8 protein-coding genes are annotated in these 12,433 nt (G+C 70.9%); 4 read left to right on the top strand and 4 right to left on the bottom strand.

Features of this window, described 5'->3' with window-relative positions:
• Positions 1–8: 8 nt before the first annotated feature.
• Both IAE60_RS02325 and IAE60_RS02320 read right to left on the bottom strand, forming a co-directional pair.
• Complete coding sequence (locus IAE60_RS02325) at positions 9–578, bottom strand: hypothetical protein (protein WP_185894471.1); 570 nt, start codon at positions 576–578, stop codon at positions 9–11.
• Between the two features lie 3 nt (positions 579–581).
• On the bottom strand, positions 582–2,948 hold the full coding sequence (locus tag IAE60_RS02320) for a S9 family peptidase (RefSeq protein WP_187573710.1): 2,367 nt from the start codon (positions 2,946–2,948) through the stop codon (positions 582–584).
• 163 nt (positions 2,949–3,111) lie between these two features.
• On the opposite strand from IAE60_RS02320, the gene IAE60_RS02315 reads away from it, so the two are divergent.
• Positions 3,112–3,369, top strand: coding sequence for a YcgL domain-containing protein (locus IAE60_RS02315; RefSeq protein WP_162110799.1), 258 nt, complete (start codon positions 3,112–3,114; stop codon positions 3,367–3,369).
• A complete protein-coding gene (locus tag IAE60_RS02310; RefSeq protein WP_187573709.1) occupies positions 3,362–6,658 on the top strand; it encodes an ankyrin repeat domain-containing protein in 3,297 nt (1,098 codons plus the stop codon). Before IAE60_RS02315 ends, IAE60_RS02310 begins: the two co-directional genes overlap by 8 nt.
• Here the strand turns inward: IAE60_RS02310 and IAE60_RS02305 are convergent.
• A complete protein-coding gene (locus tag IAE60_RS02305; RefSeq protein WP_187573708.1) occupies positions 6,655–8,451 on the bottom strand; it encodes a monovalent cation:proton antiporter-2 (CPA2) family protein in 1,797 nt (598 codons plus the stop codon). The two genes, IAE60_RS02310 and IAE60_RS02305, sit on opposite strands and share 4 nt — an antisense overlap.
• 114 nt (positions 8,452–8,565) lie before the next feature.
• On the opposite strand from IAE60_RS02305, the gene IAE60_RS02300 reads away from it, so the two are divergent.
• On the top strand, positions 8,566–9,396 hold the full coding sequence (locus IAE60_RS02300; protein ID WP_244966639.1) for an energy transducer TonB: 831 nt from the start codon (positions 8,566–8,568) through the stop codon (positions 9,394–9,396).
• Positions 9,397–9,426: 30 nt separating this feature from the next.
• Here IAE60_RS02300 and IAE60_RS02295 read toward each other — a convergent pair whose 3' ends face one another.
• Complete coding sequence (locus IAE60_RS02295; RefSeq protein WP_187573707.1) at positions 9,427–10,290, bottom strand: DUF2306 domain-containing protein; 864 nt, start codon at positions 10,288–10,290, stop codon at positions 9,427–9,429.
• A 178-nt stretch (positions 10,291–10,468) separates the two neighbouring features.
• On the opposite strand from IAE60_RS02295, the gene IAE60_RS02290 reads away from it, so the two are divergent.
• On the top strand, positions 10,469–12,430 hold the full coding sequence (locus tag IAE60_RS02290) for a winged helix-turn-helix domain-containing protein (protein ID WP_187573706.1): 1,962 nt from the start codon (positions 10,469–10,471) through the stop codon (positions 12,428–12,430).
• Positions 12,431–12,433: the final 3 nt, after the last annotated feature.

The raw sequence follows: 12,433 nt of genomic DNA, 5'->3' as shown, positions 1-12,433 counted from the left end.
CGCGCATTCTACCGGCTGCGCTGCACCCACCCGAACTCGGCGCGCACGTGGGGACGGCACAGCTGCCAGACGATCAGCGCATGCAGGGCCCCGAACGCCACCGCCGTGGCCCAGGCGAGTGCCAGCGACAGGCGGCGCAACGCGGCGAGTTCGGCCGCCAGTGACGCGGCATCGGGCGCCTTCGGCAGGTGGTCGATCCAGGCGAAGAGCGCGTCGATCACGGCGATGACGCCGAAGTTGGCGGCCGCGCCCAGCACCAGGAAGGCGACGAAACCCCACCAGCCCCACGCGCGGCGGCGCAGCAGGCCCACCGACACCGCCAGGAAGGCGCCGCTCACCAGCAGCAATCCGACCGTGATGGCCACCAGATGCGACAGCACCCACCGCACCCCCGCAGGACTCGGCTGCGTTGCCAGAAAGGCGAGGACGCTGTCGGTCGCGCCGCCGTGCAGCACCAGCAGTGCGACCAGCACCTGCACGGCGGCGTACAGCGTCGCCACGATGCCCATCACGATCGACACCTTCGCGGTGACGGTGACGAAGGCGGTGCCGTTCGTAGTGGAAGGCGATGCGGCCATGCGCTACTTCAGGTTCTGCTCGAACAGCTTCAGCACGCGCTTGTACTCGTCCAGCCACGAGTCCGATCGCGTGAAGCCGTGGCGCTCCAGCGGATACGCCGCCAGTTCCCAGTTGTCCTTGCGCAGTTCGATCAGCTTCTGCGTCAGCACCACCGAGTCCTTGAAGAACACGTTGTCGTCGATCATGCCGTGCGCGATCAGCAGGTGGTCCTGCAGGCCGTCGGCGTACTCGATCGGCGACGAGGCGCGGTAGGCCTCGGGGTCCAGTTCCGGCGTGTTGAGGATGTTGCTGGTGTACTCGTGGTTGTACTGCGTCCAGTCCACCACCGGCCGCAGCGCGGCGCCGGCCTTGAAGGTGCCCGGCGAGCGGAACAGCGCCATGAAGGTCATGAAGCCGCCGTAGCTGCCGCCGTAGATGCCGGCGCGGTCGCGGTCGCCCTGCTTCTGCTCCACCAGCCAGTCCAGGCCGTCGAGATAGTCCTCGAGCTCGGGGTGGCCCATGTTGCGGTAGATCGCCGTGCGCCAGTCGCGTCCGTAGCCTTCGCTGGCGCGGTAGTCCAGATCGAGCACGATGTAGCCGCGCTCCACCAGCAGGTGGTGGAACATCTGCTCGCGGAAGTAGTTGGGATAGCGCGCGGTGACGTTCTGCAGATAGCCCGCGCCGTGCACGAACATCACGATGGGATAGCGCTTGCCCGGTTCCATCGTCTCCGGGCCGTAGTACTTGCCCCAGACCGCGCCGGCGCCATGTTTCGACGGTACCTGCACGTACTGCGGCTCGTGCCAGCGGCGCGCCTTGAAGGCCGCGGAGCGGGTATCGGTGAGCTGCCGCGCCTGGCGGCCATCCATGCCGACCACCGACAGCTGCGCGGGCGTGTAGCTGCGCGAATGGCGGACCAGCAGCTGGCGGCCGTCCGGCGAGGCGCTGAAGCTCTCCACGCCGTCGAGTGCGGTGACTTCGCGCACATGGTTGCTGGCGAGGTCGAGTGCGCAGACTTCATAGTCGCCCGGCCAGGCGCGGTTGCACAGGAACAGGAAACCGTTGCCGTCCGGCGCCACCTGCGGCTCGGAGACTTCCCATTTGCCCGACGTGCGTGCGCGGAATCTGTCCGAACCCGTCGCCGTGTAGAGGTGCGAGTAGCCGGACTCTTCCGACAGCAGCCACAGCGTGCGGTTGTCCGGCAGCCAGCCGAACTGGTTGAAGCCCCAGTTGATCCAGGCCTCGTCGGTCAGGCGGTGGCGTGGCTGCAGGCGCGCGCCGGGCAGATCGACCGTGGCGATCCAGCGGTCCTTGTTGTCCACGGCATGGATCTGCACCGCCACCTGCGTGCCGTCGTCGGTCCACGCCATCGCGCTGCCGTCGCTGTCGTTCTCCACGCGCACGTCGCGGTGGCCCTTCAGTGGCTCCTGGCCGGCCTTCTTGCGCAGCGCCGCCAGCGGATCCTTGTCGATGCCGGGCAACGGGTCGAACGCGAGCGGCTTCACGCTGCCATCGGCCAGGTCCACGCGCCACAGCGCATGCGGCAGGGGCGCGTTGCGTCCCACGCGCGTCCGCACGTCCTGGAATTCCTCGTAGCCCGATTCGGTGACGTACTTGGGCATCTTGCCGCCTTGTCCGGCATCGGCGCCCTTCTTCCGCGTGACCACCAGCAGCCATCGGCCATTCGGCGACAGCGAGCTGGATTCGATCTCCACCTCGGCGCCCAGGTAGATCGGGGCAGGCGCGCGCGTGGGATCGGCCTTGCGCCATGCCTCGGCCTGCTTCTGCGCGGCCTCGCGCTGGGCGCGGTCGTCGGCCAGCGTGCGGATCGTGCGCAGCTGCTGCTCGCGCAGCGCATCGGCCTTGGGCGGGGCCAGCGGATCGCGTTCGGCCTTGAGTTCGGCGACGACCGCGGTGCCGGTGCCGGCGGTCCAGCGGTACCAGCTGTTGCCCGCCCGCCAGAGCACCGCGCCGTCGGCGCCGAAGCGCGCCTGCTGTTCCACCTCATGGGTGCGGGTGACCTGGGTCAGCGCTCCGCTGCGCAGGTCGCGCACGAACAGGTCGCCGTTGCGCGTGAGCAGCATGCGCTGGCGGGCGGCATCGTAGACCGGGTTCGCGGCGTCCAGGTGCGCGCGCTGGTCGTCGGCGATGCGATGCGCGGCGGCGCCGTCGAGCGCCTGTTGGAAGGTGTCGCGCACGCTGCTGCCGTCGCGCTTGAGTTCGTACTGCACCTGTTTGCCGTCCCAGGTCCACCAGGCACGTTCCACCGGCGGACCGATCCAGTCCGGTTCGGCCATCGCCTGTTCCAGCGTGAACGGCGCGGACGTCTGGGCGTTCATCGAGGGGGCGAGGGCGAACGGCAGCAGCAAGGCAAGCAGGGCGGGGCGCATCGGGCATCCGTTAGTGCAAGGTGAAGAGGCGAAGATTACCAGCCCCTCCACCCGGCTCCGGCCGCCGATCGTCACGGCCCGCGCGCCAGCGGCGCGGGTTTCGCGCATGGGGTATTTCCCGCACAATCCCCGCTTGTCCACTCGCAGGGCGCACGACGCGCGGATGCACGCCTACGTCTACAAGAGCCAGCGCAAGGCCGACACGTTCGTCTACCTGGCGGCGCGCGACGATTTCGGTCGCGTGCCTGAGCCGCTGCGCACGCAACTGGGCGCGCTGACGTTCGTGCTGGACGTGGCCCTGACCGCGGACCGCAAGCTGGCCCGCGAGGACGCCGCCGTCGTACGCACCAACCTGGCGGCGCAGGGCTTCCACATCCAGTTCCCGCCGCAACCCGACCCTGCCGCCCGTCCCGATGCCTGAGTCCCGGCTGCAGACCCGCCCCGTCGCCGTGGTCGCCTTGCTGGCGGGCCTGCTACTGGCTGGCGCCGGCGGTTTGGCCGGGGGCGTGCTGGCCGCACTCGGCGCCTGTCTGGCACAGCCGGCCGTCGCGCTGGGGGTGTCCTGGCTGCGTGGCACGCGCGTGCTGGCGCCGGCCCGTGCATGGCGCGAGGACGTACCCGCCCTGCTGCTGGCCTGGGCGGCTGCTTTTGCCGGCACGGCGGTGCTGCTGGCATGGCCGCTGGCTTCGTTGCGCGACACCGGCAGCCTGCCTGCCGCGCTGGGCGTCAGCGCGGTGGTCGGCGCGGTGATCGTGGGGCTGTGGCGCACGTGGCCGCTGTGGCACGGGCTGGAACGCGACGGCGGCGCCCTGTCCGCACACTGGCGTGGCTTGGTGGAACGCGACTTCCACGCATGGCGCGGTTTGGCGGTGGCCACCCTGTTGGCGCTGGCCGTCGGCGGCGGGCTTTGGCTGGCCTGGCCCGGCCTGGTGCCGGACGGCGTGCGCACCGGTTCGGCGGTGGCCTACGCGTTGCTGCTGCCGGTGCTGCACTGGGGCGTGCAGCGGCTGGAGGGCGCAGGCGTGCTGCCGGTCGTGGACATGCCGGATATCCGGAGCGACGCCGCCACGCCCGAACCGGTGATCGAGACAGCTGCCCAGGCACTGGATCTGGACCAGGCGCTGTTCGAAGCCGCACGCGGCGGGCGCGTCGAGCGCGCGCTGGAGTTGATCGAAGCCGGGGCGGATCCGCATTCGCTGCCACCCGAAGGCGCGCGCGACCAGCGCAGCCTGGGCGCGCTGGCGGCGGTGCTGCCCGACCTGCGCCTGCTGCGCACGCTGATCGCGCATGGCGTGGACCTCAACCACGCGCATGCCGGGGTCACCCCGCTGCTGGCGGCGACCCGCGACAGCTGGCACGGCCGGCCCGACGCGGTCACCACCCTGCTGGCCAACGGTGCCGATCCCCGCATCGCCGATGCGGACGGCAACACGCCGCTGCACCATGCCGCCCGCAGTTCCGACCCCGGCGTGGTGGCGCTGCTGCGCGACGCCGCCGCCGAACTCGATGCGCTGAACCACGACGGCCTGACGCCGCTGGGGGTGGCCTGCGTGGCGGGCAACTGGCGGCTGGCGAAATTCCTGCTGGAACGCGGCGCACGTCCCGACCCGCAGGATGGACAGCCGGTCCTGCTGGCCGCCGCGTCGACCGAAGAGGACGATCCCGCCGGCGTGCAGCTGCTGCTCAAGCACAAGGCGAAGGTGGACGCGCGCGACGCGCAGCGCCGCAGCGCCCTGCACGAGGCGGCCCATGCCGGCCATGCCGAGATCACGGCCACGCTGCTGGCCGCCGGCGCCGACGTGCACGCCCGTGACGCCCTGCAGCGCACGCCTTGGCTGGAGGCCGCGCGCGGCGCGCATCTGAACGTGCTGGACAAGCTGGCCGATGCCGGCGCCGATCGCCACGCCGTGGATGCCGACCGCCGCAATGCCTTGATGCTGGCGTGCACCGCCGAGCAGGGGTCCCCGGCCCTGGTGCGCCGGTTGCTGGAATGGGGCGTGGATCCCGCCTCGACCGACGCGCAGGACCGGCGCGCCGTCGACCTGGCGGCGGAAGCCGGGCGCTGGGCGCTAGTCTCCGTGCTGGACCCCGGCTATGCGCTGCCTACCGCGGTGTCGGCCGGCGACGACGAAGCCCCGCCCGATCGCGCGCCGGTGGCGCTGCTGCGTGACGGTCTGGCGAGTGGGCAGGTGGAAGGCCTCGACGCACTGGCGCGCCTGAGTGCGCGGGACGAACTGGGCGCACTTTTGCACGACCCGGAGATGCAGCGTCCGGCACGCCTGGCGTGGCTGCTGCGCCACGGGGCCGATCCGGACAGCCGCGACGCACGCGGCGACACCCTGGTGTTCTCGCTGATGTCCCTTGGCCCGGCCGCCGTGCCGGCGCTGGTCTCGGTGCTGGCGCGCGGCGTCTCGCCGGCCGGGGCCGGTGGGCTGGCCCGCTTCATGGCGGCGTGCGCGGCGGACGACCAGGCCGCGCGGACCCTGGAATCCTTCGCCCTCGATCTGCTGGAGCGCGGCGCAGACCCGTTCGCGCCTTCACCGCAGGGCGATCCGGCCCTGTCGCTGGCGGTGCGGCTGGGCTGGCAGCGCCTGCTCGACCGCCTGCTCGACATTGGGGTGGACCGCGAAGCGCGCGACAGCCATGGCATGACCGCGCTGCACCTGGCGGCCGTGCTCGGCCGCGAAACCGCGCTGAAGCAGCTGATCGCGAAGGGCGCATCGCCCGATGCGCGCGCCGCCGACGGGCAGACGCCGCTGGGCGTCGCACTGGCCTGCGGTCGTCGCGACCTGGCCGATTGGCTGGACTGGCGTACCTGGTCGCTGCCGCGGCGCGCGCTGCGTGCGTCGGACCTGCCGGCGGCGGCGATGGCCGGCGACCGCGACGCCGTGCGGCGGTTGCTCGACCTGGGCTTCGATGTCGATTCGCCGGATGCGCAAGGGTGCACTGCCCTGTTGCGCGCGTCCGGTGGCGGCTTCGGGTCCACCGTGGACCTGCTGCTGGCCCGCGGCGCCGATCCGCAGCGCGCGGCCACCACCGGCGCCACGCCGCTGTCGGCGGCGGTCAGCATGCGCCAGGCCGATATCGTCGGCGCGCTGCTCGCGGCCGGTGCCGACATCGAACACCGCCTGCCCGGCGGCGTCACCGTGCTGATGCTCGCGGCCGCGCTGGGCCTGCCGGAGATCGTCGCGCGCCTGATCACCGCCGGCGCCAATGTGCATGCCGGCGATGCGCAGGGGCTGACGCCGCTGCACTGCGCGGCGCTGTACGGCTTCACCGCGCGCGAGAAGCCGCGCCTGGTCGCCCTGCTCGACACGCTGCTGCTGTCGGGCGCGGAATCCGAGCAGGTGGCCGCCGGCGCGGTGACGCCGCTGCTGCTGCTGCTCGGCGCCCGTGCCGAGCCTGGCACGGCATGCGACGAAGAAGTCGTTCTGGCCGGCCTGGAACGCCTGCTCGACGAAGGCGTGTCGCTGGACGTGCAGGACCCGCGGGGCTTCGGCCCGCTGCATCTGGCCTCGCTGCACGGCCTGTTGCGGGTGGTCAGCCGGCTGCTGCGCGCCGGCGCCGATCCGGAGTTGCGCGACACCCTTAACCGCACGCCGCGCGAGATCGCGGTGATGCGCGGTTTCATCGATGTGGCCGCCGAGTTCGTACCGGTCGCGCCGGGCGCGGGCGCCTCGATGGCGCGCTTCCTGCGCGACCGAGGCTAGCGCGCGCCGGGCGGCGTACCGTCGCCGCTCGCATCCGCCTCGAACAGTCGCTCCAGGTCGCTGATCGCGTCGCGCGCGGTCTGGATCACCGCGCCATCGTCGTCGTAGACCAGGTACTGCGCGCGCAGCAGCTTCTCGTCGTGCGCGCGGAAACGGCGCGTGTGCTCGGCGGCGGTTTCCGGCGGCACGCCCAGCTCCACCAGGACCTGCTGCGCCATCTCCAGACTCGAGCCCAGCGTTTCCCGATAGGCTTCCGCGCTGAGGTCCATCAGCCGCCACGCATGCTGGCGGTTGCGTGCGCGCGCCAGCACGCGGGCCTCGGGGAACATCCGCCGGATCAACCGCGTGGCCTTGATGTTGGTGTCGGGGTCGTCCATGGCGATCACGAATACCTTCACGTGCTGCGCGCCCGCCGAACGCAGCAGGTCCGGTCGGGTCGGGTCGCCGTAGTACAGCCGGATGTTGCCGAAGCGCCGCAGCGTGTCCACGGTTTCCGTGCTGTGTTCCAGCGCGACGAAGGGAATGCGCTGCGCGGTGAGCAGGCGCGCGACGATCTGGCCGAACCGGCCCATGCCGGCGATCAGCACCTGCGGCTGCGCGTCGGGGATCTCGTCGAAGGTACGGCCCTGCGGCGGTGGACGCTTCACCTCCGCCAGCAGGCGATGCAGGCCCAGCAGCAGCACCGGCGTCAGTGCCATCGAGACGCCGACGATGGCGGTCAGCTGGTTGCGCAGTTGGGCGTCCATCAGCTTCACCCGGGCCGCTTCGCTGAAGACCACGAAGGCGAACTCGCCGCCCAGCCACAGGGTACCGGCCAGCATCAGCGCGCCGCGCGGGTCCAGTCGCCCCGGCCAGCGGCCGATGCCGAACAGCAGCGCGAACTTGACCGTCAGCAGGGTCGCCACGCCCGCGGTGATCAGTTCGGGCTGCGCCACCACCGCGTCCAGGTCGATGTCCATGCCGACGGCGATGAAGAACAGGCCCAGCAGCAGGCCCTTGAACGGGTCGATCTGCGATTCCAGCTCGTGGCGGAATTCGGAATCGGACAGCAGCACGCCGGCCAGGAACGCGCCCAGGCCCGCGCTCAGGCCGGCCAGCTGCATGAACCAGGCGATGCCCAGCACCACCAGCAGCGCGGTGGCGGTGAACACCTCGGGCATGCGCGTGCGCGCGACGATGCGGAACAGGTGGCGCAACACCAGCCGGCCGCCGAAGATCACGATCGCGATGGCGCCGATCGCATGGAACACCATCGTCCAGGTCAGCGTCTCGTTCTTGGCGCCGCCCAGCAGCGGGATCGCGGCGAGCAGCGGGATCGCCACCAGGTCCTGGAACAGCAGGATGGCGAAGCCGAGCCGGCCGTGTTCGCTGGTCAGTTCCTTGCGTTCGGACAGCAGCTGCAGGCTGACCGCGGTGGACGACAGGGCCAGGCCCAGGCCGACCACCAGCGCGGTCTTCCAGTGATGCTCGAACAACAGCGCGATCCCGCCCAGCAGCAGCGCGCTCAGCAGTACCTGCAACCCGCCGGCGCCGAACACCGGCTTGCGCATCACCCGCAGGCGCGAGGGCGACAGCTCCAGGCCGATGACGAACAGCATCATCACTACCCCGATCTCGGCGGCGTTGAGGATGCGGTCGGCGTCGCGCACCAGCGCCAGGCCATCCGGGCCCAGCACCACGCCGGCCACCAGATACGCCAGCACCGCGCCCAGCCCGAACCGCTTGAACACCGGCACCGCGATCACCGCGGCCAGCAGGAACACCAGCGCCAACTCCAGACCACTACCGTGCATGCATCACCTCGTGGGGATAGTATGCGGCGGACAGGGCCGGACCGGCCCGCTTCCAGGGATAGAGGAGGGCGTATGAGGCAGCGCAGTGTTTGGTTGGCGTGGATGCTCGTAGGCATGGCGGCTTTCGTGCAGAGCGCCTGGGCGCAGGGCCCGGGCGCCGTGCGCAAGCAGGTCGAGGCCAGCATGCGGGTGACCGGCATGCTCACGATCCGCACCGACGGCAGCGTAGCGGCGGTGGAGCTGGACACGCCGGACCGGTTGCCCGAGGGCATCCCCGCCTTCGTTTCCGGGGTTGCGGCGTCATGGCGCTTCGAGCCGGTGGTCATCGACGGTGCCGCCAAGCAAGTACGCACCAAGATGAGTGCGCGTCTGGTGGCCAAGTCCACCGGCGACGGCAAGATGCTGGTGTCGGTGCGTGGCGCGGACTTCGGCGACTACGAGGCGACTCCGCCGGAGGAGCGCGTCAGCAGCGTGGTCATGAAGCCGCCCGGCTATCCGATGGCGGCCGCGCAGAGTGGCGCCCAGGGGACGGTGTACCTGCTGCTGAAGATCGATCCCGATGGTTCCGTCAGCGACGTGGTCGCCGAGCAGGTGAACCTGCGCATGGTCGCCAGCGAGGCGCAAATGCGCCAGTTCCGCGACCGGTTCGCGCGTGCCGCCGTCGGTGCGGCGGAGAAATGGACGTTCAAGCCGCCCAGCCGGGGCGAAGCCGCCAGTCAGCCGTATTGGGTGGTGCGCGTGCCGGTGGATTTCAACTTCGGCGGCAAGCGCCGCTACGGCCAGTGGGAAGCCTACGTGCCCGGCCCGCGCGAGCGCGTCTCCTGGTCGCGGGATGAAGACCGCCCCGGATTCTCGCTCGATACGCTCGCAGACGGTGGCGTGCACATGGCGGGCGACACCCGGGGGCCGAAACTGCTCACCCCACTGGGTGGCGAGGGCTCGTAGCGTCCCGGTCGGCGCAGCGGAAGGCGATGGTCATCCGCCGCCGAGTGCCTGCAACAGGTGCTTGCCGTACTTCCCCGTCGATGTGGCCGTCACCGTCACGACCGCATAGGCGAATACGCCGCCCGCCAGCGCGAACCCCGCGATGGCGGGCCAGGCCCACCGGCGCGGTAGCGTGATGCGCCGGTGCAGGTTGCGGATGAAGCACTCCGCCACCAGCAGGTTGGGCAAGAAGAACAGATAGAGGATGGCGTAGTCGAACGGTCCGCTGGTGTCGCCGGCGCCCATGCCGAGACCGCCGGTGAGATCCTTCCAGGCGCGGATCTCCAGATCGAACACCCAGGACCCCAGCACCATCGCGAACAGGCGGATCGCCCATGCGCGGTGCCGGTCGAAGCGTTTCGCCCGGGCGTGCACGAAGGCCATGACGGCGCACAACATCATCACCGCGCCCCAGAGGCCGAAGGCGATCGACGCCGCGGGCGTGTAGGCGCCATGGGTAAGGATGAACGACATGCCGCCCACGCCGGCGAGGACGCCGGCGGTGACGTAGACGCGGCCCGTCCAGCGGTGCACGCCACGATGGCGGCTGCGGATGCGCGACGACAGCAGGATCGGCCACGCCAGCACCAGCACGGTGCCCATCGCGAAGTGCAGGCCGATGCCGAGATTTGCGATCCAGTCCGCCGCGGTCGGCATCGCCAGCCCGTCCACCAGCGCATGCCATTGACCGAAGTTCCGCTGGCTGGCGCCGGCGGCGCGCAGCACGATGTAAAGGCCGAAGGCGACCAGCCCGACCAGTGCGAGAAGCTGGAACGTGCGGCCGAGCCCGCGCAGCAGGCGTTGCTCGGGCGCATCGGCGCCGGGCGGGCGGGCGCGTGCGGGCGACAGGTCCATGGGGTTTCTCCGGTGCCATCAGCGGATCGCGATCGACCCGCAGCCTCGCCCATGGCGTCGTCCAGATCGTTAGGCCAGTCGCAGGAAGTCGTGAGGCCGTGCACTTCGACGGTCGCGCGGGACGCCCGCCCGCGCACCTATACTCGGAGGCCGAGGGCCCTGTCCGCTGGGAAAGCGCATGCCGCAGCCGGATCCCGATCGCCTTGTCTTCAGCGACGTGGTCATCGACTTCGCCGGCCGGCGCCTGCTGCGCGGCGGGGCCGAACAGGCGCTCGAACCCAAGGCGTTCGCCGTGCTTGCGTTGCTGGCGTCGTCGCCGGGCCGGGTGTTCGGCCGCGACGAAATCCTGGATGCGGTCTGGGGCCACCGGCACGTGACCCAGAGCGTGCTCAATCGCGTCATGAGCCTGCTGCGCCAGGCGCTGGGTGAGGATGCCCAGCAGCCGCGCCTGCTGCATACCGTGTACGGCATCGGCTACCGCTTCGACGTGCCGGCCACGGAAGGTGTCGCGGCGCCTGCCGTCCCGGCCGGCCGGGCGCGGCCACGTTGGCCGCGGGTCGCGACCGTGGCCGTACTGGGGCTACTGGTCGTCGGTGCCGTCGCGTGGAAGATGCGCGGACCCGTCGGGCCCGCCTCGCCGCGCGCTGTCCTCGTGGCGCAGGCGCAACCGTCGCTGGCGGTGCTGCCGTTCGTCGACCTCTCGCAGGCCCGTGACCAGGGCTATCTCGCCGATGGCTTGGCCGAGGAGATCCGAGACCAGCTGGCGCAGTCGCCCGCCCTGCGCGTGGTGGGTCGCACGTCCAGTGCCGCGTTCCGGGGCAGGGACGACGACCTGCGTGCGATCGGCCGTGCGCTGGACGTGGCATATCTGCTGGAAGGCAGCGTACGCCGGGAGGGGAGTCGCCTGCGGGTTACCGCGCAGCTGGTTCGTGCCGAAGACGGGTCCCATCTGTGGTCGAAGACCTATGCGCGCGACCTGCGCGACATCTTCGCGGTGCAGGACGGCATCGCGCGGGACGTGGCCCTCGCCCTGCGAGTGAAGCTGGACGTGGCCAGGTTCAACCGCGAGCAGGGCGGCACCACCCGGGTCGATGCCTATGAGCGCTTCCTGCGCTGGCGCGACATCGTGATGCGCGAGCAGTTCGATGTGGACCATGACCGGGAGCGTCTGCGCCTTGCGCGCGAGATGGTCGCGCTGGATCCGGCATGCGTGCTGTGCCAGGACACGCTGGCGTCGTCGCTCACCGCGATGGCGAAGGAACTCGATGGTCCGCAGGCGGACCGGCTGCGGGCAGAGGCCGCGCAGGTCCGCGCACATATCGCCCGCATCGCGCCGGGCAGCTGGGTGGCCAGGCGCGACCGCTCGAATGCGCTCTGGCGGGAAGGTCGCTACGCCGACGCCATTGAGCTGGCCAAGCAGGTTGCCGACGGTGGGCCTTTGAGCAAGGAGCGTACCTGGGACTATGCCTACATGCTCTACGCCGTGGGACACCTGGAGGACACCATCGCCCTGGTGGAACGGGTACGCGCCGTGGAGCCCAGGGCCCTGTTCCTCTCGCGCGACCTGCAGTACGACTACACCGCTGCCCGCCGTTACCAGGACGCCGAGGCCGAGTATCAGCGTGGCCGGCGGCTGGAAGGCAGCCAGCACGAGGCGGACTATGTCGCCTTCGTCCGCCAGCTGGCGGGGAAGCGTGGCGGGGGCCAGCCTGAACTCCGGGATCTGCACCGGCGATTGCAGGCGCACGAAGGCTTCGATACGCCGTTCTTCCGCGAACTGGGAAACGTGCTCGGCGATCGCGATGCGATGCTCGAACTCGTGCGCCGGGCGATCCGAGACGAGGCCTACGCGGGCGAGGCTATGTACGTTCAAACCGGCGTGGCCGATGCCCTGGGCGATGCGGACCTGGCGGTGGCCGCGCTGCGCCGCGAACTGGAGGCCGAGCCGGGGTTCGGCGAGGGCACAATGGCGCAGTACTCCTATGTCGCCTTCTGGAACGCGCCGTACTCCGGCCTGCGCGCGCACCCGGGCTTCAAGGCGCTGCTCGTGCAGGCCGGTATCGTCGACTACTGGCGCCAGACCGGGCGTTGGGGCGATGGTTGCGCGCCGCTGGGCGCGCAGGATTTCCAGTGCCGGTAACGA

This window comes from Pseudoxanthomonas mexicana, from assembly GCF_014397415.1.
Lineage (GTDB): Bacteria > Pseudomonadota > Gammaproteobacteria > Xanthomonadales > Xanthomonadaceae > Pseudoxanthomonas_A > Pseudoxanthomonas_A mexicana.
This window is presented reverse-complemented; position numbering and strand designations above follow the sequence as displayed.

Excerpts from the sequence above, each read along its gene's own strand:
- IAE60_RS02325 (WP_185894471.1), bottom strand. The coding sequence starts at position 578 with ATGGCCGCATCGCCTTCCACTACGAACGGCACCGCCTTCGTCACCGTC.
- IAE60_RS02320 (WP_187573710.1), bottom strand. The coding sequence starts at position 2,948 with ATGCGCCCCGCCCTGCTTGCCTTGCTGCTGCCGTTCGCCCTCGCCCCC.
- IAE60_RS02315 (WP_162110799.1), top strand. The coding sequence starts at position 3,112 with ATGCACGCCTACGTCTACAAGAGCCAGCGCAAGGCCGACACGTTCGTC.
- IAE60_RS02310 (WP_187573709.1), top strand. The coding sequence starts at position 3,362 with ATGCCTGAGTCCCGGCTGCAGACCCGCCCCGTCGCCGTGGTCGCCTTG.
- IAE60_RS02305 (WP_187573708.1), bottom strand. The coding sequence starts at position 8,451 with ATGCACGGTAGTGGTCTGGAGTTGGCGCTGGTGTTCCTGCTGGCCGCG.
- IAE60_RS02300 (WP_244966639.1), top strand. The coding sequence starts at position 8,566 with ATGGCGGCTTTCGTGCAGAGCGCCTGGGCGCAGGGCCCGGGCGCCGTG.
- IAE60_RS02295 (WP_187573707.1), bottom strand. The coding sequence starts at position 10,290 with ATGGACCTGTCGCCCGCACGCGCCCGCCCGCCCGGCGCCGATGCGCCC.
- IAE60_RS02290 (WP_187573706.1), top strand. The coding sequence starts at position 10,469 with ATGCCGCAGCCGGATCCCGATCGCCTTGTCTTCAGCGACGTGGTCATC.